This window comes from uncultured Nitratireductor sp., from assembly GCF_913053745.1.
Classification (GTDB): domain Bacteria; phylum Pseudomonadota; class Alphaproteobacteria; order Rhizobiales; family Rhizobiaceae; genus Nitratireductor.
Genome location: NZ_CAJXGF010000017.1, coordinates 21065 through 47013, shown reverse-complemented (window position 1 = coordinate 47013; position 25949 = coordinate 21065). Strand labels below are relative to the sequence as shown.

The window sequence follows — 25949 nt, the reverse complement described above, 5'->3', positions numbered from 1 at the left end:
GTTTGGACTGAGAATATTATTCCATCGATCTGCGTTTCTTTTGGCGGGAAACCGCGCGTCTTAACGCAAAAATTATGAAATGCATGGCAAATTCCCGTTTCACGCGACCAAGCATCTACCCGTACGACCAATAAGTTGCAGGAACCAGATACGATGTCTGAGCATTCCAACGGCATTGCGAATGCATTGCCCGGCCAGAGTTCAGCAGATTGCCACGTGTGCTCGGTCAAAGGTTCGGAAGCCTATATTGAACTCCCCATCAAGCGGACCACGGACGAGCTCCGCACGACGGTTGGAAAGTTCATGGCAATCGCAGCCGGTACACGCGAACTGCTCGGCGTCGTCACGGAGGTTTCGCTAAAAACCGGGCAAGCGGAAGCACCCTCACAACCGAAGGCGGTGGCGCGCGTTGATCTGGTCGGAGAGATATCGAGCGAGGCGGCCGATCAACTGCGTTTCCGCCGGGGTGTGAGCGCCTATCCGGCCATCCACGATCAGGCGCGGATCATAAGCAGCGAGCAATTGCGTCTCATTTTTCGCGGCGACAAGTCCACCTTTGCCGAAATCGGTCGTCTTCACAACGACACCAGTGTGCCGGCCTATGTGGACGTCGAAAGTCTCGTCACCAAGCATTTCGCCGTTCTGGGTTCCACCGGTGTGGGAAAATCGAGCGGGCTTGCAATCATCCTTCGACAGGTGATCGCACACTGGCCGGAATTGCGTGTGCTTATTCTCGATCATCATAACGAATATGGCAGCGTATTCGGCGATAAAGCCAATCTGGTCGGCCCCCAAAACCTGCGCCTGCCCTTCTGGCTCTTCAATTTCGAGGAGTTCCTCGACGTCCTCTACGCGGGCAAGCCGCCCATACCTGCAGAACAGGATATCCTTTCCGAGCTCATTCCTCTGGCGAAGACTCAATATCTAAACCGTCGTCAGAATGCGGAACGACCGAGCGCGCTGCGCAAGGTCGAGCCCAGGCAAACAGGCTTTACCGCCGATACGCCGGTTCCATATCTCATGCAGGATCTTGTAGCGCTGATCGACGAGCGCATGGGCAAATTGGAAAACCGCTCCTCACGTATGATCCACCACCGGCTTATCGGCCGCATCGAGACCCTCAAGAACGATCCGCGCTATGCCTTCATGTTCGCCAACGCGACGCTCGGTGGCGACACGATGGTGACCATCCTCACCGAACTTTTTCGCCTCGAAGCGGATGGCCGGCCGGCGACCGTTATCCAACTCGCCAGCCTTCCGGTCGAGGTGGTCGACGCGGCGGTTTGTGTGATCTCACGCCTCGCTTTCGACTTCGGCATGTGGAGCGACGGGGCCATGCCGCTCCTGCTCGTCTGTGAAGAAGCGCATCGCTTCGCGTCCGCTGATCCAACCGTCGGTTTCGCGCCCAGCAAGAACGCGCTCTCGCGCGTGGCCAAGGAAGGTCGTAAATATGGTGTTTACCTCGGTCTCGTGACCCAACGGCCCGCCGAGCTCGATCCCACCATAATTTCTCAATGCAATACGCTTTTTGCAATGCGCATGGCCAATGAACGCGATCAGGCACTGCTCAAATCGGCAGTCTCCGACGCGACGGCAAATCTGGTGGAATTCGTTCCCTCGCTCGGCACCGGCGAGGTCGTCGGCTTCGGCGAGGGTATGCCGCTTCCCGTTCAGTTCGTGTTCAATCGGTTGTCACAGGAATTGCTTCCCAGAAGTGAGACAGCCGCTTCCCTACCCAAGGATCTCAGTCTTACGGCACGCCGGGAATTCGTCAACGCGGTCGTGGAACGCTGGCGTGGGTCTATCATGCACCAGGCCCAGGACACCCCGCCGCAGGATAATCTTAACGCCAAGCCGACCACGAGCGATACCGCCCACACTCCCACGGAGCAGGCGGAAGACAAGATTTCCAAAGCCCTGCAAATCGCAAGGCGCGAATATATGAACAGGTAGCGCAATGAGTTCGGTGCGCCTTCCGTCTCCCGATCTGGAGGTTCTTCTCGAGAACGCGCCATTCGGACTCGCCGTCACCGATGCAGATGGGCGACAGGTTTACGCCAATCGTCAAGCCGGTTCTTATGAATCGTCGCAAGAAGACGGCCGGTCTCAGGGGCTCCAGTTCACCGCCGAAGCGAATGAGCGTGCCTTTACCTGCAGGCTCTGGTTGGAAGCCGAAACACAGATAGACCGCCAGGATGAAATTTTCAGGCTGGCCTTCTTCGACGCTCTGACCGGCCTGCCGAACAAGAGCCTGCTTGCGCGCACGGTGAGGATAGAACTTCAAGGCGATAAAGAAAGCGCAACCGCACTTTTTCTCGTCGACCTCGACGGATTGGGCCGTACCAACGATTACTATGGTGCAGACTTCACCGATGGCCTGATCGCCGCGTTTGCCGAGCGCATGAAGACCTGTGTGCGGCGTTCCGATATCCTGGGATATTTCGGCAATGGAATGTTCTGCGTCTTCGTAACAGAGCTCGCTGATCGGGACATTATGGAGTACGCAAACGCGATCCTGGGACGCAGCAAAGAGCCATTTCTCGTGAAAGGCATCGAAACATTCTCATCGGCTACGATAGGAGTCAGCCTGTTCGAGAAGGATGGCACGAGCTTTGAAGAACTGCTCATCTCGGCGGATCAGGCGCTCCGAGCGGCGAAATCGGAATCCAAGGGACGGATCGGGTACAAGCCTAAAACACCTCCCCAGCGCAGCGGCGCCGACATGTCCGTCGAACAACGCCTGCGCACGGCCCTGCGCGACCAACAGCTCTGTTGTGCGTATCAGCCGAAGGTCGACATCAAAACCAATGGCGTGGTCGGCGTCGAGACATTGCTGCGCTGGAGAGACGACGACGGACAGCTCCGTGCCCTCGGCAATTTCGTCAATCTTGCCACGGATGCCGGCATTATCGATGCGGTTTCGGACTATGTGTTTAACGAGGTAATGGTGTCGCTTCCACGCATCGACGCCGTCTTCGCCCCCGGCATCTCGATCAGTCTCAACATCACGGCGCACCAATCCACGAACCCCGGCTTCATGCGCAAGCTGCTCGAGCTTCTCACCTCCTACCACCACCCGCAACGTTTTACGCTCGAAATTACCGAGGAGGCGTTTCTGAACGGCGATCTCCTCAGCAAAAACATCCTTCCCATGGTGCGCGAGGCAGGCGTGAAGCTTTCCATCGACGATTTCGGTGTGGGTTACTCCTCCCTGTCGGCACTTGCCGAGGTCACAGCGGACGAGCTCAAAATCGACCGCTCATTCGTTCAGAACGTTCATCTGAGACCTCGCAGCCAAAGCGTTTTGAAAGCAATCGAGTCGCTCGGACGCGCCCTCGACATGAAACTGGTTATCGAAGGCGTGGAGACGCACGAGGAAATCGAGTACCTCCGAAGGCATACGGCTATCGAAATCGCGCAAGGCTATTATTTCAGCAAACCGTTCGCGTTGGACGAGTTCACATCCGATAAAGACGCGTTCGCGGCAGCGCGCCAACCGGAACAGGCGCGCACCCACGCCCCTGGCCGCTCTTCATACGGCCGCTGGTCGCGCTAACGGTCGTAAAAGGCATCCACGAGCCCCAGCGACACGGCGGGCACATAGGTGACCAGAAGAAGCACCAGCATCAGGATCGCGATGAACGGCAGATTGGTCTTGGTCGTGCTCCATACATCGGTCTTGGCGATTGAACATGACGTTACCAGAACGCTCGCCACGGGCGGCGTCTGTTGCCCGAGTGCGATGTTGAGTGTCAACAGAATCCCGAATTGCACCGGATCTATGCCAAGTTGATGCACGAGTGGCATAAAGATCGGAACCGTCAGAATGATTGCCGCCGCGCCATGTAGGATCATCCCCAAAAACAGCAGGAAGACGTTGATGATCATCAGGACAATCAGCTTGTTGGTCGTGATGGACAGAATACCCTGCGCCAACCGTTGCGGCAGTTCCGTTTCGGTAAGGTAAAGACCAAGCACGGCCGAAGTGGCGACGAGCAACATAACGACAGCCGTCTGGACAACGCCTTCCACCAGTGCGTGATAGAGACGACCCAGATCGATCTCTCGATAGATGAACACGCCGATGAACAACGCAGTGACCACGGCGAGACCGGCCCCTTCTGTAGCCGTGACCACACCGCCGAAAATACCACCCAGGATGATGACCGGCAGCACCAGCGCCCAGGCCGCATCCTTCGTCGTCTCCCACAGGCGCGGCAGACTGAAGCCCGCTTCGCGCGGAAGATCGTAGCGCACGGCGAAATAATAGGAGAGCGCCATCAAGAGGAAGCCGCCGATCACGCCAGGCACGATGCCGGCAACGAACAGTTGCACGATGGAGGTATCGGAGAGCGCACCGTAGAGAATCATGGGAATCGACGGCGGGATGATGATTGCCAGCGATGCAGATGACGAGGTTATCGCTGCTGCAAAGCGCGGGTTGTAACCGCGCTTCTTCATTGCCGGAATCAGGACCGACCCGGTCGCGGCCACATCGGCGACGGCGGAGCCCGAGATCTCCGCGAAGAACATCGATACGCCGACATTGACCATGGCAAGGCCTCCACGGATAAAGCCGATGAGGGCGGAAACGAAGGCGATGAGACGCGTGGAGATGCCGCCAGTGTTCATAAGTGCGCCGGCAAGAATGAAGAGCGGGATGGCGATCAACGGAAAGCTGGTCGCGCCGTCGAAGATCGAGAGGGCCGCATTCAGAAAGCCCAGATGGCCGTTGAGAAGCCAGAGTCCCGAAAGTGCACTGGCAAGGATCGACACGGCAATCGGCAGGCCGATCGCGATCATCGCGAACATGGAGAACAGGATCAGGGCTTCGGTCATCGTGCGCGCTCCGTTCGAACGCGCGACAACTCATCCTGCGCGCGGGCGATTTCATGTTCGATCTCGATGGCTTCGGGATCGATCCCCGCCTGCGTAATGCGTAGCCTATCCGGCACGGTCAGCAGACGACCGACGATCATCAACCCGGCACCGATTGGCAGGATGGATTGCACGAAGCTGCGCGGTACGAAACGCAATGTCGTCATGCTCTCATTGCCGAATATCTCGAGGATGGCCCATCCAGCCCACATCATGGCCGCGAAGACCGCAATGAAGATCGCTTCGCCTAGCCAAAAGAGTGCTGAGCGTACGGCGGACGGCGCTCCGAGAAGCAGACCATTGAACCCTAGATGCGCGTTGCGCAACGTCGCCAGTGCTGCACCGGAAAACGTAATCCATGCCAGAAGCACCGCTGCGACCTCGTCATACCAGATCAATGAGTTGCCCGAATATCGAAAGGCGACACCGAGCACCACAACGCAGGAGAGGGCCAGCAGCAACGTTAGGGTCACCGCCTGCAGAAAAACATCGAGCCAATGGGCAAACCGAGCCATGTCAAGAGATCCCAAATGGGGCGAAAAGCGTACAGAGCGAACAGGGCGGGCGGCGGCTCCCAGATGAACGGCCGCCTGCGGAGCTCAGGAGCCGTCGGCCAGCGACAGAACCTGGTCGATCATTGCCTGGCCGTTCTCGACTTCGGTTGCGAATTTCTCGTAGAGCGGCTTGGAAGCTTCAACGAATGCGGCACGGTCCGCCTTGTTGACCTTCATACCGCTCTCCTCGAGTTGTTTCAGGAGATCGTCATCCTTGGAAGCACCGGTATCGCGTGCCCAACCGGCAACCTCCTGCGCTGTCTCGACCAGAACGGTTTGCACTTCAGGATCGAGTTTTTCGAAGGCGGCAACGCCGACGGTCGGATAAGCCGGCGAATAGACATGCCCTGAGAGCGAGAGATATTCCTGCACCTCGTTGAGCTTGCCGGCGGCGATATTGGTAAGCGGATTCTCCTGGCCGTCGATCACGCCGGTCTGGAGTGCGACGAACACTTCGGAAAAGCCCATAGGCGTGGGATTCGCTCCATATTCCTTGAACATGGCCACACGCCAGGACGAATTCGGTGTGCGTATTTTGAGAGCTTCGAGATCCGCCGGTGTGTTGATCGGACGTTCGTTGTTGGTGATTTGTCGGAAACCGTTTTCCCATATCGCCAGTGGTCGATATCCCTGTTCCATGGCGGCCGGCACCAGCACGTCCTTGAAGAGGGTTTCGTCAATCTTCTTGAGGTGCTCGCGGTCCGCCACGAGGAAAGGCAGATCGAAGATCGCGTATTCGGCGGCGATATCGGGCATTGTGGACGACGGCAATGTCAGGTGCATAGTGCCAAGTTTGATCTTCTGCAGCATGTCCTTGTCCTTGCCCAACTGGGAGCTGTCGAAGACCTTGACCACTGCTTTGCCGCCGAGCTTCTCGTTGGCGCGGCGAGCGAATTCGCTAGCCGTTTGTTCCTGTAGCGAACCGGTGGCAGCGCTAATACCGAAAATAATCTCCTCCTGCGCCTGGGTGGCTCCAACGCCCATAGCCGGCAACAGAGTCGCCACGCAGAATGCTATATGCTTCAGTTTCATGACTTTCCTCCCTTGAAATGCACTCCGCGCGGCCCTCCCCGGCCGCGCGGTCTTTCATACCGGTCCGCCTAGCCAGAAGCCTCCTGGTAAGTGCGCGCGCCCTGAGATTGCCAGGCTCCCGACGACGAACCGAATTCGTTCCCAAGCCTGCGCCCGAGCGCCAATGCATTGAACGACGCACCGGTATCGGCAATGCCTTTGCCGGCAATATCATAGGCCGTGCCGTGGGCCGGCGTGACGATGGGAAACGGGTAGCCGGCAATCAAGGTGACGCCGCGATCGAATCCAAGCAGCTTCATCGCGATCTGCCCCTGGTCGTGATACATGGTCATCACTGCATCGAACTCGCCCTTGACCGCCCGCACGAACACGGTGTCGGAAGGGATCGGTCCGGTGACCGCCATTTGCTCCTGTTGCGCGCGCTGAACCGCGGGAAGCAGGATATCCTCATCCTCCCAGCCGAAATTGCGGCCATCCCCAGCATGAGGGTTCAGTGCGGCGACCCCAATGCGCGGTCGCTTTATGCCGGCGCCCTCCATTACCTCGACGGTGAGCTTGAGGCTTTCATAAACCCTGTCGATCGACAGTTTATCGGCAACCTCCCGCAAAGGTATGTGCGAGGTGACACGGGCGTTCCAGACCTCATCGAGCACATTGAACTCGCGGCCGCTTCGTTCTGGCTCGACGATAGCGTCGATAAAACCGATCTCATCCACATAATCTGCTTTCGCCATTCGCATCGCGTGCTTGTTGAAAGGCGTGAAGAAAACCGCTTTTGCAAGACCGGCTTTGCCGACACGCAATGCCGCTGCAAAATTATCGAGCGCGGCGCGGCCGCCCTTCAGACTGGGCTCGCCAAGCGGCACATCTTCCGGATCGCAATTGGCCATATCCACCAGAACCGTGCCTTCAGGCAATGCGCTCTCGAGCGCCTCCCGTTCCATCACCGGCAGATCCAGATTTACCCCAGCCTGGCGTGCGCCCAAGGCCAGCACACGCTGGTCGCCGATTACGATCAGATCTCCGAGATTCACCTCTTTATCGGCAAGGATACGCGCCGAAAGCTCCGGGCTGATGCCCGCAGGATCTCCAACCGCGAAGGCGACGCGTGATTGCTGCATTGTGTATTCCTTATTTTGTATACAAAATATACAATTAAAAATTCGCACGTCAACGCATCTTTTTGTATGTTCCAAAAACCCGGATGATTCAGGAGATCTCGCTTGGAACTCAGCAGCCCCTTTCCCATGGAAGCCGTGGCAATCGAAAAGCAGACGCTGCATGACCAGGTTGCCAACCGCATTCGCGACCTCATCATCGAGGGGCATCTTGCGCCCGGAACCCGGATCGACGAGACGACGCTCGTTGAACAACTCGGTGTTTCACGCACACCGTTTCGCGAGGCGCTGCGTACGTTGGCAGCAGAAGGGCTGGTCATCATCCGTCCGTCCAAGGGCAGCGTCGTGCGAAAGCTCACGGCACAGGATGTGTTCTCCATGCTGGAACTGCTCTCACATTTGGAGGAATTGGCGGGACGACTGGTCTGCCAGCGCGCCAGCGATGCTGAGATTGAGGGTCTTCTTGAATTGCACGACGACATGCTGGCGCGTTACCGCGAGGGCGATCGCCTGCCCTATTACAAACTGAATCAGGAGTTTCATTCGCGCGTCTCACAGCTTGCGAGCAATGAATCGCTCCGCGAGGTTCAGGCCAACATCCAGGCACGCCTCAAACGGATCCGGTTTCTCGGAAACAGCAAACCGGATTACTGGGCCTCGGCGGTTTCCGAGCATGAACAAATGGCCGCCGCTCTCAGAAAGCGCGACGGTGAAGCGTTGGGCCAAGTCATGGCCCAACATCTGATGAACACCTGGGACCGCGTGAAAGACAATATTTGACCGGATCTGACCGGGCGGTCAGATCCTCGAGAAAGCATCGCGCCAACCAAGTCCCGCATCGGTGCCGGCACGCGGCTTGTATTCAGCGCCGAAGAATCCCTCATAACCGTCATCGCGCATGGCTGGCAGCAAACGTTCGAAGCATACCTCGCCTTCGTCCGGCTCCGCACGCGAAGGCACTGCAGCAATCTGTACGTGACCGATCATCGCGCGATGCGCAGTGAAGCGTCCGAGCAGATCGCCCTGGGTGATTTGCGTATGATAGCAATCGAACATGATCTTCAGATTGGCCGCGCCTACACGGTCAACAAGGTCAGCGGCCTGCTCGACACGGGAAAGAAAATAGCCCGGAACGTCGCGATGGTTGATCGGCTCGATCAAGACGGTGAGATTGTTCGTCTTGGCGATCTCGCAGGCATGGGTGAGGTTGCCGGCAAATGCGGTTTCCGCCGCCTCGCCTTCCGTCGCTCGGCCCGCCATGACATGTATTGCACTGGCACCCACAGCAACGGCATAAGCCACTGCCTCATCGATCGTCGCACGTGCCTCCTGCTCTCGGTCCGGCAGCGCCGCAAGACCGAAATCTCCCTCACGCCCGCCCTTGCGCGTATTGAGGCCAAGAAGCGGCAAGCCCGTTTCCTCAAGCGCTGCGCGCACTTCCTCAGTCGAAACCGCATAGGGCCAATGACATTCAACGGCTTCGAACCCGGCCGTATGCGCCCGCCGGATCGCATCAGGAAGAGAGAGTTCGGTCCATAGAAACCCGAGATTGGCGGAAAAACGCAGCATCACGACCACTCCACAGCGAATGTCGTCACCACCTGATCGACCTGCTCGGATGTCAGAACACGAGGCGACAGTCCCCGCGTCAGAAGCGCAAGCCGCGCGGTCTCCTCCAATTCCTCGATGGCCTGGCCTGCAGCCCGCAGGTCCTTGCCGGCCACCACCGGGCCGTGATTGGCCAGCATGATGGCTGAGCGTTTTCCGGCAAGCCCGCGGATCGCCTCGCCGATCGCAACATCTCCGGGAATGAAATAGGGAAGGAGCTTCACTTTGCCGAGTTGCATGATTGAATAAGCGGTGAGTGGCGGAAACAGGTTGTCCGGGTCGACATCCGGCAGAAGCGACCAGGCGACGGAATGCGTTGAATGCAGATGCACAATCGCACCGGCTTTGGAGCGTGTCTCGTAGAATGCTTCGTGCAAGGGCATTTCTTTTGTCGGTTTGTCACCATCCACATGCCGCCCAAGGGCATCGAAGCGGCTGAGCCGGGCCGGATCGAGCGTACCCAAGGTCGAGCCGGTGGGTGTTACCAGCATACCGCCATCGCTGGTGCGCGCAGAAACATTCCCGGTCGCGCCATGAGTGAGCCCGCGCGCGTGCAGCGATGCAGCAAGGCGGCACATTTCCTCGCGAAGCCTGCTTTCGTCACTCATGTTGTCTCTCCCTTCATCACGTCCAGCGCTTTCGCGAAAAATGCCTCGTCACCGAAATTGCCGGACTTCAGCGCGACCCAGACCGGTCGGTCCTCGGCCTTCAGCGCCGGCACACCCGGAGCAATCTCAGGTCCCACCTCCAGGGCGGAGAAATCGAGCGCCTCGACAATCGCACCGGACGTCTCACCACCGGCAATCACGAGCCGTTCATAACCGTTGGCGACAAGCTCCAGGGCCGTTGCAGCGAAAAAGCCTTCAAGGGCGGCTGCAACCTCGTCCCGTCCGAACTTGGATTGCGCGGCACGCACCTCATCGGGTTCAGACGAGGAATAGACCAATGGTGCGATCCCGGTAGGCTGGACATCGATCCATTCCATCGCCGCTCGTGGCGTCATTGCGCCGGAAAGCACAGCTTCCGGCTCGACCTTCAAAATCGGATGTCCTTGAGAATATTCCGCGATCTGCCGTCGCGTCTGGTTCGAGCAGGAGCCCGACAGGACGACAGCGCGGCCAGCCGATCCTTCCCAAGTTTCTCTGTCGCTTCCCAAAAGCCCCGCATCGCGAAAGTTTGCCGGCAGGCCAAGAGCCAAACCGGACCCGCCCGTTACAAGCTTCATGTCACGGACGGCGGCACCGATCCAGTGCAGATCCTCATCGGCAATCGTATCGACGACAACGCGCGTTCGCCCTTCAGCCGCTTCCCGTGTAAGCGCAGCCAAAATGGCCTCCGGCCCCTCGCGAACCGCCTGCGCGGAAACATGCCCAACCGCACCGCGCGTCTGCGGCGCGAGCCAGCGGCGGATATCGGCGTCGCGCATCGGCGTCAAAGGATGATGCTCCATCCCGCTTTCGTTGAGCAGACGGTCGCTAACGAAGAGATGCCCCTGATAAACCGTCCGTCCCGTCGCCGGGAACGCCGGACAAACCAGCGTCTGCTCCACTCCAAGATGTTCCATCAACGCATCGATCACGGGACCGATGTTGCCCTCAGGCGTCGAATCGAAGGTCGAGCAATACTTGAAATAAATCTGCCGCGCGCCTTGCTTCAAAAGCCATTCGACAGCCTGAAGCGACTGGCGGACGGCGTCGGTCACCGGGATGGTGCGTGACTTGAGCGCCACCACACCCACCTCGACGGATGGATCGGCAGGGTCAACGGGCACACCGCAATACTGAATGGTTTTCATACCGCTTTTGGCAAGTGTGTTGGCGAGATCGGAGGACCCGGTAAAATCATCCCCAATGCAACCGAGCAACATTTGCACCTCCTCCTTCACGCACATGTCGGATTAAATGCGACAACGTATCCATAAAAGTCAATGCTGGTGAGAAAGAGGGCTTTTGCGGGGAAATGTCACCCTCACATTCGAGCGTTGATCCTTATTTGACTTGATTTTCTCCGCCGAATTACAGGACTTCGCAATCACTTGCCTCAATCTTTGAAAATCAAAAATGTTATGATTTTTGTGTATACATTAACTCGCGAGCGGCTAAAATATGAATGAACTGAGCATCCGGAGTTGTCATGAAAACAGAACCCAAACGCCCCTCCTTGCGCTCGCGCGCCTGGTTCGACAATGCGGGCAATCCGGACATGACGGCGCTGTATCTGGAACGCTACCTGAACTTCGGATTGTCGCAGGAGGAACTGCAATCGGGCAAGCCCATCATCGGCATCGCACAAACCGGATCGGACCTTTCACCGTGTAACCGGCATCATCTCGAATTGGCAAAGCGCGTTCGCGAAGGCATTCGCGAAGCCGGCGGCATCGCCATCGAGTTTCCGGTACATCCGATCCAGGAAACCGGCAAACGTCCCACCGCCTCGCTTGATCGCAACCTTGCCTATCTGAGTCTTGTGGAGGTTCTCTACGGCTATCCGCTCGACGGCGTTGTTCTTACCATCGGCTGCGACAAGACCACACCGGCCTTGCTTATGGCGGCAGCCACGGTCAACATTCCCGCCATAGCGCTTTCGGTGGGCCCGATGCTCAATGGCTGGTTCCGGGGTGAACGCACAGGCTCGGGTACCATCGTCTGGAAGGCGCGCGAGATGATGGCAGCAGGTGAGATCGACTATGAAGGATTTGTGCGGCTGGTCGCATCCTCCGCGCCATCTACCGGCTTTTGCAATACAATGGGTACGGCGACGACCATGAACTCCCTGGCCGAAGCCTTAGGCATGCAGTTGCCCGGTTCCGCCGCCATTCCCGCACCCTACCGCGACCGGCAGGAAATGGCTTGGCGTACGGGCCTCCGCATCGTCGATATGGTGCATGAGGACATCAAACCGAGCGATGTGATGACGCGCGATGCGTTCATAAACGCGGTTCGTGTCAACTCGGCTATCGGCGGCTCCACCAATGCGCCGATTCATCTGACCGCGGTCGCGCGTCACCTGGGCGTCGAGTTTTCAATCGACGATTGGCAAACATACGGCGAAACCGTACCGCTGCTAGTCAATCTCCAGCCCGCTGGCGAATATCTCGGCGAAGACTATTACCACGCAGGCGGCGTGCCAGCAGTCATCAACCAGCTCATGTCGGTCGGACTTATCAATGAAGATGTGCTGACGGTAAACGGCAAAAGCATCGGAGAAAACTGCCGCGGTGCGGCCATCTCCGACGAGAAGGTGATCCGCCCGTTCGGCGATCCGCTGAAGTTGAATGCGGGTTTCCGCGTCCTGAAGGGCAATCTGTTCGATTCCGCGATTATGAAACTGTCGGTCGTGTCCGATGAGTTTCGCGAACGCTATCTCTCCAATCCCGATGATCCCATGGCCTTTGAAGGCCGCGCGATCGTGTTCGACGGGCCGGAGGATTACCATGTGCGCATTGATGACCCGGCACTCGCAATCGACGAGAGTAGCGTTCTTTTCATGCGCGGTGCGGGGCCCATAGGCTATCCGGGCGCCGCCGAAGTGGTGAACATGCGCGCACCGGATTATCTCATCAAGCGCGGCGTCACCTCTCTGCCATGTGTGGGCGACGGTCGCCAGTCCGGAACATCGGGTTCGCCTTCCATTCTCAACGCTTCGCCCGAAGCGGCAGCCAATGGCGGACTTGCGCTTCTCAAGAGCGGTGATCGCGTGCGCATCGATCTGAACAAATGCACCGCGAACATTCTCATACCCGAGGAAGAACTCGGCAAACGCCGCGCGGAACTGGAGAAAGCCGGGGGATATGCGTACCCAGCGCACCAGACGCCTTGGCAGGAGATTCAGCGCGGCATGATCGCTCAGCTCGAAGCCGGCATGGTCCTGGAACCCGCCGTCAACTATCAACGGCTCGCCCAGGGCGGAAAAGACGGCAAGATGCCGCCCGTGCCGCGCGACAACCACTAGGGTCGGATCCGTCCGCAACACACGGAAGAACCAATTTGGGAGGAGAGAACCCGTATGCGCATCCTGATTATCGGAGCGGCCGGCATGGTTGGCCGCAGGCTTGCCGAGAAACTGATCGCCGATGGCAGGCTCGGCAGTGAGCGGATCGACACCATCCATGCCTTCGATGTGGTCGAAGCGCCGCTCGTTTCGGCGAATGGCATCGAAATCGAAGCGCAGGCCGGCAACATCGCAAATTCGCAAACGGTCGAAGGGCTGATCGCGCAAAAACCCGATGTCGTCTTTCACCTCGCCGCCATCGTTTCCGGCGAGGCCGAGGTCGAGTTCGAAAAAGGTTACGACATCAACATGGATGGTACGCGCCATCTTCTCGAGGCAATCCGCCATATAGGCGCCGGCTATAGACCTCGCCTCGTCTTCACCTCCTCCATCGCGGTTTTCGGCGCGCCGTTTCCCGAAAAGATCGACGACCATTTCTTCCGTGCCCCACTCACCAGCTATGGCACCCAAAAGGCGATCGGCGAACTTCTTTTGGCTGACTACACGCGGAAAGGTTTCGTGGATGGAATAGGCATTCGGCTGCCCACCATCGTCGTGCGCCCCGGCAAACCCAACAAGGCGGCCTCGGGGTTCTTCTCCGGCATCATCCGTGAACCGCTGGCCGGACTTGATGCGATACTGCCGGTAGCGGACGATGTGCGGCACTGGGTGGCAAGCCCCGATGCCGCAGTGCATTTCCTGCTGCACGCCGGAACCATGGATCTGGCACAGCTCGGCGACCGTCGCTCGCTCACCATGCCCGGTCTTTCCGTAACCATCGCGGAGATGATCGAGGCTCTAGGGCGGGTCGCCGGCAATGAGGCAGTGGCGCACATCAAGCGACAACACGACCCGCAGATCGCCGCCATCGTCGATGGCTGGCCACGCGACTTCAACGCCCAGCGCGCTGAAGAAGCTGGCTTCAAAGCCGATCAGGATTTCGATGCCATCATCCGAGCACACCTTGCCGACGAAGAAGCCCGGAAAGCGAAGAGCTGAAGAGGTCGACAATGACAGGTAAGCAGCGCTTGCGGTCTGTGAAGAACCAACCCGGCGGGACGCAAGTGCTTGGACACAACAGCGAATATCTGCCAACCATCGTCGGTGCCGTCGTGGAAAAACCGAACGGTACCGGGCACACAGGGAGGGGACGCTGAAGACGACCGAACGAAGAAAGGTGAGCACCGCCGGGCGGTCGCTGAAAAGCAAAAGCGTGGAAGCGCAGGCCGCTTCGCGCCCTCGCCCGAGCCTTCAGGGCATTGCCAAAATGCCGGCGCGTGATCGTGCCTACCACGAACTCAAATTTCGCATTCTCGAAGGGCGACTGCCTCCCGGCACGACACTTTTGGAAACGGAGGTCGCCAGCCTCCTCGCGCTCAGCCGCACGCCGGTGCGCGAGGCCCTTATAAGGCTTGAAGAAGAAGGTCTGGTGGATGTTCGCCCGCGCCACGGGATCACTGTAAAGGCGCTGTCCGTCAATGAAATCGAGCAGATCTACCAGGTTTTTTCCACGCTCGAGGTGAAAGCAGCTCAGCTTACGGCCCGCCGTGGCATCAGCGAAGCCGATCACGAGCGACTCGACGGCATACTCACCCAAATGGAACGTGCCTCGAAACGAGGCGATATCGAAGCATGGTCCGAACTCGACGATGAGTTTCATTCCGAACTGGTCGGACTGTGTGGCAATCCGCGTCTGCAGGCGATGCTGCGGCAGCTATGGGATCTGCAATATCATGCGCGCCGCGCAATCATCAAACTGCGCCCCCTGCCCGTCGTCTCGGATCGTGAGCACCGTGCCATCCTCGCTGCCATCGCTGCGGGAAATGAAGATGAGGCAACTCGTTTGCACCAACAGCACCGCAATCGTGCCGACGAACAGCTAGTTTCACTGCTACGCCAGCAGGCATCGTTCTCCCCAGGGGGATAGGCTTGGCCTCATTCGTGGTGCTGAAGCGATAGGATAGGCGTTTCAATGTCCGCCTATAATGTATACATTGTGACTTCTCAGTGTCTGTGCGATTACACTGGTTGGAACAGAATGAAGAGGGGCGTTCATGAACAAAATCGACCTCACCGGACGAAGAGCGATCGTCACGGGCGGCGCGCAGGGTATCGGACTGGCAACGGCGGAACGCTTCATCGCGAGCGGTGCCGATGTCATCCTTTGGGACATCAATGCTGAAAATCTTGATCGCGCCGCGGAAACATTGGGAGGTAAGGCGACCGGCCGCGTGGTGGAACTCACCGACGAAAGCGCGGTGAACGCTGCGGCATTCGAGGCAGGCGCAGTTGACATCCTCGTCAACAATGCCGGCATCACCGGTGGCAACGGCAAGACATGGGAGCTGGCACCGGATGTGTGGCGGCGCACCGTCGAGGTCAATCTTGTCGCGCCTTACCTCACCTGCCGGGCACTGGTGCCGGGCATGATCGAGCGTCGCTATGGCCGCATCGTCAACATCGCCTCCATAGCCGGCAAGGAAGGAAACCCCAACGCCTCACACTATTCCGCGTCCAAGGCGGGTTTGATCGGGTTGACCAAATCGCTTGGTAAGGAACTCGCCAAGACCGGCGTTATCGTCAACTGCCTGACGCCGGCAGCCGCCCGTACGCCGATCTTCGACCAGATGAGCCAGGAGCATATCGACTATATGCTGTCGAAGATCCCGCTTGAGCGATTTCTCGAACCTGCCGAAGCGGCAGCGATGATCGCCTGGCTCGCCTCGGAGGAATGCTCCTTCACCACGGGCGGGGTCTTCGATATTTCCGGCGGCCGCGCCGTCTACTGACTGCCAGAGTACAAAGGAACGATAATATGAAGCTGTTGCGTTACGGCCCTGCCGGGCAAGAAAAGCCGGGCATGCTCGCGGCGGATGGAATTCTGCGCGATCTTTCCAGCATTGTCACCGACATCGCAGGCGAAGCCATTTCGCCGGCAGGGCTCGACCGACTGCGCGCCGTCGATGTGCAGAGTCTCCCTCCAGTGGAAGGAAATCCACGGCTCGGCCCCTGCGTTGCAGGCCTGCAGAAGATCGTGTGCATCGGACTCAACTATTCCGATCACGCAGCCGAAACCGGGGCGGAACCGCCAGAAGAACCCATCATCTTCGCCAAAGCGCTCAACGCACTGTGTGGCCCCGATGACGATGTTGAAATGCCGCGCGGCTCCAAAGCGCTCGACTGGGAAGTGGAACTGGCTGTCATCATCGGCACGAAAGCGAAATATGTGAACGAGGCCGATGCGATGAATCATGTTGCCGGTTTCGCAATCATGAACGATGTTTCCGAACGCGATTTCCAGACCAAGCGCTCAGGCCAGTGGACCAAGGGCAAAAGCCACGACACGTTCGGTCCGCTTGGCCCCTGGCTTGTCACACGCGATGAAGTGGGCGACCCGCACGATCTGGACATGTGGCTGGATGTAAACGGCGAACGTCGCCAGACCGGCAACACCAACACACTGATCTTCAACGTACCGCATGTAATCTCTTATCTCTCGCGATTCATGACACTGATGCCCGGCGACGTCGTCTCGACCGGCACCCCTCCCGGGGTTGGGATGGGAATGAAGCCGCCGCAATACCTTAAGGCCGGCGACGTGATGACACTGTCCATTGCCGGCCTCGGTGAACAGCGCCAGACCATCGTCAACGCCTGATCGCAATATCTGGAGCCCGCCATGAGCATTAAAAACGTCACTGTCATCGGCACCGGCATCATGGGTGCCCCGATGGCGCGAAACATTGCAAAGGCGGGCTTCAAACTCACCGTCTGGAATCGCACCCGCGCCAAGGCCGAAGCGCTTTCGGATGTCGCCACCATTGCTGACGACCCACAAGCCGCAGTAGCGAACGCCGACGCCATCGTAACGATGGTCGACAATTCTCCCATCGTTACCGAAATCTATTTCGGTAAGAAGGGTGTTGTAGAGACCGCACCGAGCGGCGCGCTCTTCATAGACATGTCGTCGATCCAGCCGGCGGTTGCACGCGACCATGCGCAAACACTGGCAAAAACCGAACACCGGCATCTAGATGCACCAGTCTCCGGTGGCGAAAAAGGTGCGCTCGAAGGGGCGCTCGCTATCATGGCCGGGGGAGACCCCACGGATTTCACAGAGGCCGAAGAGCTCCTCTCTTCTATGGGAAGGGCAACCCATGTCGGCATTCATGGCGCGGGTCAGGTCGCCAAGCTCGCCAACCAGGTGATTGTCGCCGTCACCATCGGTGCGGTATCCGAGGCGATGCTTCTGGCGCAGGAGGGCGGCTGTGATCCCGCAGCGCTTCGCGATGCTTTGATGGGCGGTTTTGCCACCTCGCGGATTCTCGATCTTCATGGCGAACGGATGGTCGAGCGAAACTTTCTGCCCGGCGGCCCGCTCGAGTTGCAGCTCAAAGACCTTGAGAACACGCTCGAAGTGGCACGCGCGGCCAACCTTGAACTGCCTCTCACGGAAAAAACACGCGACGCGTTCCACCAGCTCGCCCATGAAATGAAGATGGGGCGCCACGATCACGCGGCCTATCTGTTATGGCTCGAAGCAATCAATCCCGGAAAACGACTTGGAAGCGGCGAGACCAGCGCCCCGCCGCTGAAAGCGTGAAGCCACTCAAGCTTTACCAATGCCCGAGACGGTCGATGCTTCGGGCACTGGAAAGATCACGTCATACGCCCAGTTGAAGACGAAAGCGTAAACCAGGTAAAAGAGTGCGAACGAGGCGTTGACGAACAGCGCTTCGATGATTGGAACTCCCAGAAACAGCGCCGTGGTCGGCATCAACGCTAACAACAGTCCACCTTCGAACAGGACAGCATGCACCACGCGCATCGGCACAGTCTTGCGCACGCTGCCGGTAAATCGGCGCAACGCATGGTCGAAGCCTAGATTGTAGATATAATTCCACAAGGTGGCGATCGTGGCGCTAACGATCGCGACAACACCCATGTCGAACATGGGTTTGCCAAAAGCCCAAGACGCCAAAGGCGTCACGATGAGAAGAGCGATCAGCTCGAAACTGACGGCATGTCGGATACGGTCTGCAGCGGTGCGCATTTTGCTCCCCGTTGGTTTCTCGGGTCGTCCCGACATGGTTTCCCGAGATGGGGGAGGTCGTCCTCGCTTCGAAGCATATATAGGATATTTTCGCGGCGTTTGTAGACGACAATCATTCGCGTTGCGAACAAAGAAGCGTCCACCTGTAAAGCGACCGTTACATCGCGCCGCCAGTCCTGAACACTGATCGGGTTTTAAACCTTTTCAAGTTTCCAACTTTGCGGTCGACCAGCATCCAACACAATCCAAGGCCACAGAATAGACCGCTCTCGATCAGAGGTTCGGCGGACAATGTCCGAGCATCCCGACTATGGCAGAATCCGCTCTGGGCTCTGGAACAAGCCGGCAGCCCGGATTCTATTCCATCCTGTCGCCGGGAAGCGTGATGCCCGGGAACACCTTGATAACCGCACTGTCATCCCACTGTCCGTAACCGGCCGTGCTGGCCGAGGCGAACATGGTGTAGGCGGTCGAAGCCAACGGCAGTGGAAATTGAAGGGTCCTGCCCGTCTCCGTCACAAGGCCGAGGTCTTTCACGAAAATATCGACCATGGATCGCGGCGCATAGTCGCCATCCACGACATGCCGCATGCGGTTTTCAAACATCCATGAATTGCCGGCTGCGTTCGTCACCACCTCATACATGGTGTCGAGCGGGATGCCGGCACGCGCCGCGAGTGCCATCGCCTCAGCACCGGCGGCAATGTGCACGCCGGCCAAGAGCTGGTGGATGACCTTTACCGCCGCTCCGTCGCCGATCCGGTCGGAAATGCGGAAAACCCGCTCGGCCACGGCAGCAAGCACCGGCGCAAGCGTGTCGAAAGCGGCCTTCGGTCCCGCTGCCATGACCGTCATTGCGCCCTCGCGCGCTTTGACCGGGCCACCCGAAACCGGGGCATCGAGCATCAGGTGTCCCGTCTGTTCCAGCCGCGCACCGAAATCGCGTGCATCTTCGGTCGATACCGTCGACGACACCATCACGGGTATCCCCGTCGGCAACAATCGGACAATGCCCTCCTCGCCGAACAAGACGCTGCGCACCTGTTCCGCGTTCACGGTCAGAACAACCACCGCTTCTGTATCCTCGGCAAAAGCTGCTCCGTTGGGCCCGGCGTCGGTCGCACCAGCATCGAGGATTTCCGTGCAGGCCTCGGCTCGCGGATCGACACCGAAGACCATGTGTCCTGCGCGCACAAGTGACAGGGCAACGCCCATTCCCATCGACCCCAGGCCGATCACCATTACCCGCATCTCATGCTCCCTGGAGTATAAAGTCCTTCATTCTTTCACCGCACCCGTCATGGACGAAACATAGTAGTCGACGAAGAAAGAATAGAGGATCACCACCGGCAAGGAGCCCAGCAAAGCACCCGACATCAACGCACCCCACTCGTAGATATCGCCGCGCACCAACTCCGTAAGGACGCCAACAGGCACGGTTTTGTTTTCCGACGAAGAGATGAAGGTGAGCGCGTAGATGAACTCGTTCCAGGAAAGCGTGAAAGCGAAAATGCCTGCTGAGATAAGACCCGGCACCGCGAGCGGCAGAATGACTTTGGTGAGGATTTGCCAGCGTGTCGCCCCGTCCACCAGTGCGCTTTCCTCGAGTTCGAAGGGGATACTGCGAAAATAGCCCATCAGGAGCCAGGTACAGAACGGAATGAGAAAGGTCGGATAGGTCAGGATGAGCGCCAGGCGCGAATCGAAGATCCCCACCTTGAACACGATAAAGGCCAGTGGAATGAACAGGATCGATGGCGGTACCAGATAAGCGAGAAAGATCATAAGCCCCGTCACCCGCGCGCCCGTGAAACGCACGCGTTCGATGGCATAAGCGGCGAAAACCGATGCAGCCAGCGAAATGAAGGTCGAGGCGAACGCTACCAGCATCGTGTTCCACAGCCAGCCCGGATAGGACGTCTCGAACAATAGAAACTTCACGTGTTCGAGCGTGGGTTCGATCACCCAAAAGGGGCTGTAGTTCTCGTAGTTTGTGAGCTGGTAATCCGGTTTGATGGCGGTGATCGCCATCCAGTAGAACGGGAATAGAAGAACGAAAATGAACACCGCCAGCGGCAGGTAAACCGTCATGATACGCCGCGGCAATGTGTTGAACTGCTCCATGCCTTCCATATCGTCGTTTATGGCGGCGCGCTGGGTGGTTTGGGTGCTCTCGCTCATCGGATCATTCTCCTTAGTCGCCGCCGCCCTGTTGCCATTTGCGGCGCTGCAATCCGAAGAAGGAAAACAGGATCGCCGCCAGCAAGAAGGGGATCATCGCCACGGCAATGGCCGCACCTTCGCCCAATTGCCCGCCAGGAATCGCGCGCTGGAACGACAGGGTCGCCATCAGATGCGTGGCGTTAACGGGACCACCCCGCGTCAACACATAGATGAGCTGGAAATCGGTGAAAGTGAAAAGCACCGAGAACGTCATAACCACCGCAATGATGGGTGTGAGCAATGGCAAGGTTATCTTGGTGAAGCGCTGCCAGGACGTCGCCCCATCGAGCGCCGCCGCCTCGTTCAGCGACTGCGGAATGGTCTGCAATCCCGCGAGCAACGAAATCGCCACAAAGGGAATGCCGCGCCAGACATTGGCGGCGATCACCGAAGCCCGCGCATTGGTTGGATCGCCGAGGAAATTGATCGGTTCGTTGATTACGCCGAGGTTCATCAACACGTAGGAAATGATCGAAAACTGGGAATCGTAGATCCACCAGAATGCGAGAGCCGAAAGCACCGTTGGCACAACCCATGGCAACAAAATGATGGCACGGAAGAACGTCTTGAACGGCAGATGTTGATTGAGAATCAGGGCAAGCCAAAGCCCTAGCGCGAACTTCAGCACCGAGGCCACCACCGTGTAGAGCATGGTGTTGAAGACGGAGAGCCAGAAGACGGGGTCGTCGAAGAGCCAGATGTAGTTTTCCAGGCCGATGAAAATACCTTCACGCCCGATGCGCGCATCGGTGAAGCCGAGCCATACCCCCAAACCTAGCGGGTAGGTGAGAAAGCAGAGCAGGAACACCGCCGCCGGCAGCATGAACAGAAGTCCGAGCCCATTGCGGCTTTCCAGAAGCCATCCGAGGATCGAAGATGAACGCGCCGGCCTGGCCTGCATGGGTCATCCTGCCTTTCTTCGTATTGATCGGTGAGAAGCCGAGACAACGCCGGCAACTTGCCGGCGTTGCCTATTCGTCAACGATAATAGCGTGCGATACGCCGTTCCGCATTGGAGATGGCCTCTTCGGCCGAACGCTGACCGGTGACCGCCTCGGCAAACATGTCCACCAGCACATAATCGGCCATGACACCTGCAGATGCCGGCCCGAGCGGACCCGCATACCCGTTGGGCCGCAGCGAGGCCGAGGCTTTCGCATAGGGCGCGTGAACGGGATTGGACGTCCAGACCGGATTGTTCTCGAACCCCTTCAGGGCCTGGCAGCAATAGGCACTCGCCCCTTCAAGCCAGGCGTTCATACGGTCAGCCTGATACATGAAGGCGAGATATGCCTTGGCCGCCTGCGGATACTGACAATGATTGAAGATCGAAATAGTCGAGGTCTGGTGCAGCTCCACCGACGTGCCCACCGGTCCGACCGGCAGATTGGTGGTGCGTATGTCCTCAGCAATCTCTTTCATCGCCTCGTCTTTGGCGGCGGCGTAGTAAAGCGACACACCATTGGCCGTCAGTGAAACCTCGCCGGCGAGGAAGGCACGGTTGTTGTTGATGTCCAGCCAGCTTTCCGTGCCTGGGATAAAGGTCTCATAGAGCGCCTTGGCATAGTCGATGGCCGCCTTGGTCTCAGGGCTGTTGATGGCCACCGCGCCGCTTTCGTCGACCGTCATACCGCCATGGCTCCACAGCAGCCAATGCGCATAGTTATTGCCGTCGCCGACCGCTTTGCCATGCGGGAAACCGGCCGGTGTACCCTTGGCCTTCATCGCCTTGCACAATTCCAGGAAACCGTCCGTATCCTGCGGGAATTCGCTGAAGCCGGCCGCCTTCATATGGCTGTCGCGATAACAGATCGCATTGCCGATGGCGCAAAGCGGTACGGCGATGAATTTGTCATCTTGTCTGGCATAGCCCTCGAGACCCTCATACCAGCCGCCATGCTCCTCGCCGAGCGCATTGGCAAGATCCGTCACATCCACCAGCTTGTCAGGATACTGGAAAGGATCGTCGAACCAGCTCATCACCATGTCGGGACCGGAGCCGACATTGGCCGCCACCGCCGCTTTCGGGCGCACATCTTCCCAGCTTTCCTGGTCGATGCGCACCTCAACCCCGGTCGCCTCGGTGAAAGCGGCGGTGTTGGCGTTCCAGGTCTCCTCTTCGCCTGTCACGAAAGGCACCCAGCGCAGAAGGCGCAATGTCGCCCCTTCCTCCGGTGTAAACATCGATGCCGATGCCTGCGCCAACGCATGCCTTGTCCCGAGCGTTCCCGCCAATAGGCCGCCGGCGGCAAGTCCCGCCGTGCCCGATAGAAATCTCCTGCGATTGATCGTCATTGCACGTCTCCTCCTCAAACTCGCGACACCCGAGCGATGCCGCAAAGCGGTTGACTGCCGCATTAACGTCGGGCGCCACGGCACCCCACATTTGGCGTCGTCCTCCCCGGCGACGCCAAAATCAAGTTAAGCCGAGAGCCTCTGACCTCCCTCGGCATCGAAGAGATGAATGGCTTCCGGGTCGATGGAGACCTTCAATTCGTCTCCCGGCCCGGCCTTGATGCGTTCACGGAAAACGCAGGTCATTTCATTTCCGTCGAGATCGGCGACGACATGGGTTTCAGAACCGGTCGGCTCGACCACTTTGACGCGCAGGGCAACATCGCCACGCAGATGAATTGCCTCGGGCCGGATACCGCAGATCAGGTCGCGTCCGGGTTTTGCCGCGCCGACATTGGCGACGCTGATGCGCTGACCCTGCCCGGTCACGAACACGCCAGGATCGTCGTCATTCAATCGCCCCGGCGTCATGTTCATGGCCGGCGAGCCGATAAATCCCGCGACGAAGAGATTGGCCGGTCGGTCGTAAAGCTCGAGCGGCTCGCCGACCTGTTCGACGATGCCGTCATGCATAACGACAATCTTGTCGGCCATGGTCATCGCCTCGATCTGGTCGTGGGTAACGTAAACCGTTGTCGTCTTCAGCCGCTGATGCAAATTCTTGATCTCGGAGCGCATGGAAACGCGCAGCTTGGCATCCAGGTTCGAAAGCGGCTCATCGAAAAGGAACACTTGCGGATTGCGAACGATGGCGCGTCCCATGGCAACGCGCTGGCGTTGGCCGCCGGAAAGCTGGCGCGGATAGCGGTCGAGCAGATGCGTCAGTCCCAAGATTTCCGCCGCCGGGCGCACCTTCGCCTCGATGTCGGTCTTCGCCGCGCCCTTCAGCATGAGCGAGAAGCCCATGTTCTCGGCAACGGTGATGTGTGGATAGAGCGCGTAGTTCTGGAACACCATGGCGATGTCCCGATCCTTGGGCGGCAGCGTGTTCACCACCCTGTCGCCGATCACGATCTCACCAGCGGTTATATGCTCCAGGCCCGCCAACATGCGCAGCAAGGTCGATTTTCCACAGCCGGACGGTCCGACCAGAACGACGAACTGTCCCTCCTCGATATCCACCGAGACACCGTGCAGAACTTCCACCTGCCCGAACGCCTTGCGGACATCGCGAAACATCACTGTGGCCATTAAGGCTCCTCCTCCTTAATGTATTCATTGTCGTATAGTGTCCGCATTCTGCATCGAGCGCAACAGGCAAAACTTGGATTTTAGCGCTCCGCTCGCGGCGTCAAATTTTATCGACAACGTATGCAACGTGACGTTTTCGGGCATATCGCACTGGAAATCCTGTACCGAAGCCTGTGGAAAGATTGCTGGCCGATCGCAGAAAAACCCTGGCACATGTTCGGCGAAAATCGCTGGCAGCACGAGAGATCCCACATCAATCTCCCACAGTTTGAAAGACGGAAGGGCTTGTGCCGTTTTTACGACCGGGAGACAGATTCTTGTAGACCGGTTGCCGGCCGGCACATTCGAGATCCCGGCAAACCGGCCCAAGACCGGGACCGCACTGCGGATCCTGCCGTTACAGACGCCCCATGGCGCCAGGGATATCCTCGAGCAGGCGCTCCTTGTTCAAGAGCCCAGCATCCTCCAGCATGTCGAAATCGGGAAGGTCGCGAAGCGTCTCAAAGCCAAAATGCGCTAAAAACGCCGGCGTCGTCACATAGGTATAGGGCGCACCCGGTTGCGGACTACGCGGACCGGAGGCAATGAAGCCGGCACGGCGCAACTTGCCGATCAGGTCGCGCGAAACCTCGCGAGCAAAGAAGCTCGACAGTTCGGCACGAGTGATCGGTTGAAAATAGCCGATGGACATTAACACCAGAGCCTCGGCCTCGCTCAAGCTCTCCCCCGTCTCGACAATGCCAAACGCCGTGCGGATCGCGTCGGCCAGGGAAGGCCGGGTCCGATGCTGCCAGCCCCCAGCCACGCGCACCAGTTCATAAGGTCGGTCGGTGAGTTCGGCGCTTATATCCTCGATGATAAGATCGAGGTTGCAACCGCGCCCCACAACCTGCGCCAGCGTTTCGCGCGTCACGGGTTCCCGCGCCGCGAAGATGACCGCCTCCACTCGTGCCATCCATTCCCGCCAACGGAGAGCCTGCGGCAAATGCTCGAGTTCGCGGTCGAACAGAGGAGCGTTCGTTTCCGCCCCGTTTTTCTGCTTGCCGGTTTGCGCGCTCATCATTTCACAGCCCGTAAATGCGAAAGCTATCGCGGCCGCTCAATTCGCGCACCGCGCCGAGCGAAACAAGCCGAGCGAAAAGACGTCGCAGTCCACGGTCACTCATGTTTGAAAACGCATGGGAGGCCATCAACGCATCGTCGGCGAGAAGGGTCTGCACAATACCCTGCGCACCCTTGGCACGAAGCTTGGGAGCGACCTGAAGGAGCCGAGTGGCCCGCCGCTCCAGCAGAATTGCCCGATCAACCGCCTCCAGCGCGGCGCAGGCATAACGGCTGGCAATCATGGAGCCGTCGGCCCCGCGATCGGGTTTATAAGATCCCTGGGCGCGATCGCGCCTCGCACTTCCCGCAATCAGGAAAAGAGGAACAGCCCGGGACCAGCCAAGCACGCGCGCTACCACGGCATCGCAGAGCCATGGAGCGATAACGGCCTCGTATTCCGGCCAGAGACGCTGCACCGAGCGATAGACCCGTTCCGCCGCGGCAAGCGGGTTCTGTCCGATGCCGGTCGCCTCTTTCATCAAATCACCAAGGTCAGACGCGCGGCCATCCAGCCGATAACCGCACATTTCGATCAAAGAGCCGAGCGTGTCCTCGCTTGCGAGTTCATCGACCGGTGTTGAAACGAGCAGCCGCCAGCCGAGCAGCATCCGACCGGCCGGACCGGCATCGTCACCCGTACGCGTGAGAAGAAAAGCATCGCGCAAAGCCGCCTCGTCCTCCGGCCGGCCGGTCTTTCGGCAAGCCGTTGCCGCCGCACCCAAGGCCAAGCGGTAACGCCAGGCCTGCGCCGAAAACCTCGTTTCGCGCACATGCGCATCCAGCACAGCGAAGGCAGCACCTGCCGCAAAGGTTGCGTCTAGTTCCGAAGCCTGTATCGCCAAACGCAACCAATCGGGAATACGCATACAAAGCGCATCCGATGATGCCATCCTTTCCGGATGG

General features: G+C 58.8%; 24 protein-coding genes. 9 read left to right on the top strand and 15 right to left on the bottom strand.

Annotation, left to right across the window (positions count from 1 at the left end):
* Positions 1-153: 153 nt before the first annotated feature.
* Both QZ638_RS04855 and QZ638_RS04850 read left to right on the top strand, forming a co-directional pair.
* A complete protein-coding gene (locus tag QZ638_RS04855) occupies positions 154-1953 on the top strand; it encodes a DUF87 domain-containing protein (protein ID WP_295807577.1) in 1800 nt (599 codons plus the stop codon).
* Positions 1954-1957: 4 nt separating this feature from the next.
* Complete coding sequence (locus tag QZ638_RS04850; RefSeq protein WP_295807575.1) at positions 1958-3556, top strand: bifunctional diguanylate cyclase/phosphodiesterase; 1599 nt, start codon at positions 1958-1960, stop codon at positions 3554-3556.
* Here QZ638_RS04850 and QZ638_RS04845 read toward each other — a convergent pair.
* The 4 genes from QZ638_RS04845 to QZ638_RS04830 all read right to left on the bottom strand — a co-directional run bounded on the left by QZ638_RS04845 (position 3553) and on the right by QZ638_RS04830 (position 7585).
* Positions 3553-4839: a TRAP transporter large permease gene (locus QZ638_RS04845; protein WP_295807574.1), complete on the bottom strand. Its 1287-nt coding sequence runs from the start codon at positions 4837-4839 to the stop codon at positions 3553-3555. The genes QZ638_RS04850 and QZ638_RS04845 overlap by 4 nt on opposite strands.
* The gene (locus QZ638_RS04840; protein WP_295807572.1) at positions 4836-5393 is read right to left on the bottom strand and encodes a TRAP transporter small permease subunit; all 558 of its coding nucleotides are present in this window, start codon (positions 5391-5393) and stop codon (positions 4836-4838) included. Before QZ638_RS04840 ends, QZ638_RS04845 begins: the two co-directional genes overlap by 4 nt.
* An 84-nt stretch (positions 5394-5477) precedes the next feature.
* Positions 5478-6464 carry a TRAP transporter substrate-binding protein gene (locus tag QZ638_RS04835; RefSeq protein WP_295807570.1) on the bottom strand — a complete coding sequence of 329 codons (987 nt, stop codon included), beginning with the start codon at positions 6462-6464 and terminating at the stop codon, positions 5478-5480.
* A 68-nt stretch (positions 6465-6532) separates the two neighbouring features.
* The gene (locus QZ638_RS04830) at positions 6533-7585 is read right to left on the bottom strand and encodes a 4-hydroxythreonine-4-phosphate dehydrogenase PdxA (RefSeq protein WP_295807569.1); all 1053 of its coding nucleotides are present in this window, start codon (positions 7583-7585) and stop codon (positions 6533-6535) included.
* Positions 7586-7687: 102 nt separating this feature from the next.
* Between QZ638_RS04830 and QZ638_RS04825 the strand changes: the two genes are divergently transcribed.
* Positions 7688-8362, top strand: coding sequence for a GntR family transcriptional regulator (locus QZ638_RS04825; protein WP_295807566.1), 675 nt, complete (start codon positions 7688-7690; stop codon positions 8360-8362).
* A gap of 18 nt (positions 8363-8380) precedes the next feature.
* On the opposite strand, the gene QZ638_RS04820 is transcribed toward QZ638_RS04825, so the two are convergent.
* From QZ638_RS04820 to otnK, 3 genes are read right to left on the bottom strand one after another with little or no spacing between them, the layout of a single operon-like run.
* A complete protein-coding gene (locus tag QZ638_RS04820; protein ID WP_295807564.1) occupies positions 8381-9151 on the bottom strand; it encodes a TIM barrel protein in 771 nt (256 codons plus the stop codon).
* Entirely contained in the window at positions 9151-9798 is a 648-nt protein-coding gene (locus tag QZ638_RS04815) for an aldolase (RefSeq protein WP_295807563.1), read from the bottom strand. Before QZ638_RS04815 ends, QZ638_RS04820 begins: the two co-directional genes overlap by 1 nt.
* Positions 9795-11057, bottom strand: coding sequence for a 3-oxo-tetronate kinase (gene otnK / locus QZ638_RS04810; RefSeq protein WP_295807560.1), 1263 nt, complete (start codon positions 11055-11057; stop codon positions 9795-9797). The genes QZ638_RS04815 and otnK overlap by 4 nt, the downstream gene beginning before the upstream one ends.
* A 266-nt stretch (positions 11058-11323) precedes the next feature.
* Between otnK and QZ638_RS04805 the strand changes: the two genes are divergently transcribed.
* The 6 genes from QZ638_RS04805 to QZ638_RS04780 all read left to right on the top strand — a co-directional run bounded on the left by QZ638_RS04805 (position 11324) and on the right by QZ638_RS04780 (position 17783).
* Complete coding sequence (locus tag QZ638_RS04805; protein ID WP_295807558.1) at positions 11324-13141, top strand: IlvD/Edd family dehydratase; 1818 nt, start codon at positions 11324-11326, stop codon at positions 13139-13141.
* 54 nt (positions 13142-13195) lie between these two features.
* A complete protein-coding gene (gene denD / locus QZ638_RS04800; RefSeq protein ID WP_295807554.1) occupies positions 13196-14179 on the top strand; it encodes a D-erythronate dehydrogenase in 984 nt (327 codons plus the stop codon).
* A gap of 178 nt (positions 14180-14357) precedes the next feature.
* Complete coding sequence (locus QZ638_RS04795; protein WP_295807551.1) at positions 14358-15107, top strand: GntR family transcriptional regulator; 750 nt, start codon at positions 14358-14360, stop codon at positions 15105-15107.
* A 127-nt stretch (positions 15108-15234) separates the two neighbouring features.
* The gene (locus tag QZ638_RS04790) at positions 15235-15969 is read left to right on the top strand and encodes an SDR family NAD(P)-dependent oxidoreductase (RefSeq protein WP_295807549.1); all 735 of its coding nucleotides are present in this window, start codon (positions 15235-15237) and stop codon (positions 15967-15969) included.
* 26 nt (positions 15970-15995) lie between these two features.
* Complete coding sequence (locus QZ638_RS04785; protein ID WP_295807547.1) at positions 15996-16838, top strand: fumarylacetoacetate hydrolase family protein; 843 nt, start codon at positions 15996-15998, stop codon at positions 16836-16838.
* A 21-nt stretch (positions 16839-16859) separates the two neighbouring features.
* A complete protein-coding gene (locus QZ638_RS04780) occupies positions 16860-17783 on the top strand; it encodes an NAD(P)-dependent oxidoreductase (protein ID WP_295807543.1) in 924 nt (307 codons plus the stop codon).
* A gap of 6 nt (positions 17784-17789) precedes the next feature.
* On the opposite strand, the gene QZ638_RS04775 is transcribed toward QZ638_RS04780, so the two are convergent.
* The 8 genes from QZ638_RS04775 to QZ638_RS04740 form a co-directional block, all read right to left on the bottom strand.
* Positions 17790-18233, bottom strand: a complete 444-nt coding sequence (locus QZ638_RS04775; RefSeq protein ID WP_295807540.1) for a PACE efflux transporter — start codon at positions 18231-18233, stop codon at positions 17790-17792.
* Positions 18234-18590: 357 nt separating this feature from the next.
* Positions 18591-19484, bottom strand: coding sequence for an L-threonate dehydrogenase (gene ltnD, locus QZ638_RS04770; RefSeq protein ID WP_295807539.1), 894 nt, complete (start codon positions 19482-19484; stop codon positions 18591-18593).
* A 27-nt stretch (positions 19485-19511) separates the two neighbouring features.
* A complete protein-coding gene (locus QZ638_RS04765) occupies positions 19512-20366 on the bottom strand; it encodes a carbohydrate ABC transporter permease (RefSeq protein WP_295807581.1) in 855 nt (284 codons plus the stop codon).
* A gap of 61 nt (positions 20367-20427) precedes the next feature.
* Complete coding sequence (locus QZ638_RS04760) at positions 20428-21357, bottom strand: carbohydrate ABC transporter permease (RefSeq protein ID WP_295807538.1); 930 nt, start codon at positions 21355-21357, stop codon at positions 20428-20430.
* Between the two features lie 77 nt (positions 21358-21434).
* Positions 21435-22751, bottom strand: coding sequence for an ABC transporter substrate-binding protein (locus tag QZ638_RS04755; RefSeq protein WP_295807535.1), 1317 nt, complete (start codon positions 22749-22751; stop codon positions 21435-21437).
* A gap of 126 nt (positions 22752-22877) precedes the next feature.
* Entirely contained in the window at positions 22878-23942 is a 1065-nt protein-coding gene (gene ugpC / locus QZ638_RS04750) for a sn-glycerol-3-phosphate ABC transporter ATP-binding protein UgpC (RefSeq protein ID WP_295807533.1), read from the bottom strand.
* A 397-nt stretch (positions 23943-24339) separates the two neighbouring features.
* Positions 24340-25002, bottom strand: a complete 663-nt coding sequence (locus tag QZ638_RS04745) for an SMC-Scp complex subunit ScpB (RefSeq protein ID WP_295807530.1) — start codon at positions 25000-25002, stop codon at positions 24340-24342.
* Between the two features lie 4 nt (positions 25003-25006).
* Positions 25007-25912 carry a DUF1403 family protein gene (locus QZ638_RS04740; protein ID WP_295807529.1) on the bottom strand — a complete coding sequence of 302 codons (906 nt, stop codon included), beginning with the start codon at positions 25910-25912 and terminating at the stop codon, positions 25007-25009.
* Positions 25913-25949: the final 37 nt, after the last annotated feature.

Excerpts from the sequence above, each read along its gene's own strand:
- ltnD (WP_295807539.1), bottom strand. The coding sequence starts at position 19,484 with ATGCGGGTAATGGTGATCGGCCTGGGGTCGATGGGAATGGGCGTTGCC.
- QZ638_RS04820 (WP_295807564.1), bottom strand. The coding sequence starts at position 9,151 with ATGCTGCGTTTTTCCGCCAATCTCGGGTTTCTATGGACCGAACTCTCT.
- QZ638_RS04855 (WP_295807577.1), top strand. The coding sequence starts at position 154 with ATGTCTGAGCATTCCAACGGCATTGCGAATGCATTGCCCGGCCAGAGT.
- ugpC (WP_295807533.1), bottom strand. The coding sequence starts at position 23,942 with ATGGCCACAGTGATGTTTCGCGATGTCCGCAAGGCGTTCGGGCAGGTG.
- QZ638_RS04835 (WP_295807570.1), bottom strand. The coding sequence starts at position 6,464 with ATGAAACTGAAGCATATAGCATTCTGCGTGGCGACTCTGTTGCCGGCT.
- QZ638_RS04840 (WP_295807572.1), bottom strand. The coding sequence starts at position 5,393 with ATGGCTCGGTTTGCCCATTGGCTCGATGTTTTTCTGCAGGCGGTGACC.
- QZ638_RS04805 (WP_295807558.1), top strand. The coding sequence starts at position 11,324 with ATGAAAACAGAACCCAAACGCCCCTCCTTGCGCTCGCGCGCCTGGTTC.
- QZ638_RS04765 (WP_295807581.1), bottom strand. The coding sequence starts at position 20,366 with ATGGAAGGCATGGAGCAGTTCAACACATTGCCGCGGCGTATCATGACG.
- denD (WP_295807554.1), top strand. The coding sequence starts at position 13,196 with ATGCGCATCCTGATTATCGGAGCGGCCGGCATGGTTGGCCGCAGGCTT.
- QZ638_RS04740 (WP_295807529.1), bottom strand. The coding sequence starts at position 25,912 with ATGCGTATTCCCGATTGGTTGCGTTTGGCGATACAGGCTTCGGAACTA.
- QZ638_RS04745 (WP_295807530.1), bottom strand. The coding sequence starts at position 25,002 with ATGAGCGCGCAAACCGGCAAGCAGAAAAACGGGGCGGAAACGAACGCT.
- QZ638_RS04785 (WP_295807547.1), top strand. The coding sequence starts at position 15,996 with ATGAAGCTGTTGCGTTACGGCCCTGCCGGGCAAGAAAAGCCGGGCATG.
- QZ638_RS04815 (WP_295807563.1), bottom strand. The coding sequence starts at position 9,798 with ATGAGTGACGAAAGCAGGCTTCGCGAGGAAATGTGCCGCCTTGCTGCA.
- QZ638_RS04845 (WP_295807574.1), bottom strand. The coding sequence starts at position 4,839 with ATGACCGAAGCCCTGATCCTGTTCTCCATGTTCGCGATGATCGCGATC.
- QZ638_RS04790 (WP_295807549.1), top strand. The coding sequence starts at position 15,235 with ATGAACAAAATCGACCTCACCGGACGAAGAGCGATCGTCACGGGCGGC.
- QZ638_RS04775 (WP_295807540.1), bottom strand. The coding sequence starts at position 18,233 with ATGCGCACCGCTGCAGACCGTATCCGACATGCCGTCAGTTTCGAGCTG.
- QZ638_RS04755 (WP_295807535.1), bottom strand. The coding sequence starts at position 22,751 with ATGACGATCAATCGCAGGAGATTTCTATCGGGCACGGCGGGACTTGCC.
- QZ638_RS04830 (WP_295807569.1), bottom strand. The coding sequence starts at position 7,585 with ATGCAGCAATCACGCGTCGCCTTCGCGGTTGGAGATCCTGCGGGCATC.
- QZ638_RS04760 (WP_295807538.1), bottom strand. The coding sequence starts at position 21,357 with ATGCAGGCCAGGCCGGCGCGTTCATCTTCGATCCTCGGATGGCTTCTG.
- otnK (WP_295807560.1), bottom strand. The coding sequence starts at position 11,057 with ATGTTGCTCGGTTGCATTGGGGATGATTTTACCGGGTCCTCCGATCTC.
- QZ638_RS04850 (WP_295807575.1), top strand. The coding sequence starts at position 1,958 with ATGAGTTCGGTGCGCCTTCCGTCTCCCGATCTGGAGGTTCTTCTCGAG.
- QZ638_RS04780 (WP_295807543.1), top strand. The coding sequence starts at position 16,860 with ATGAGCATTAAAAACGTCACTGTCATCGGCACCGGCATCATGGGTGCC.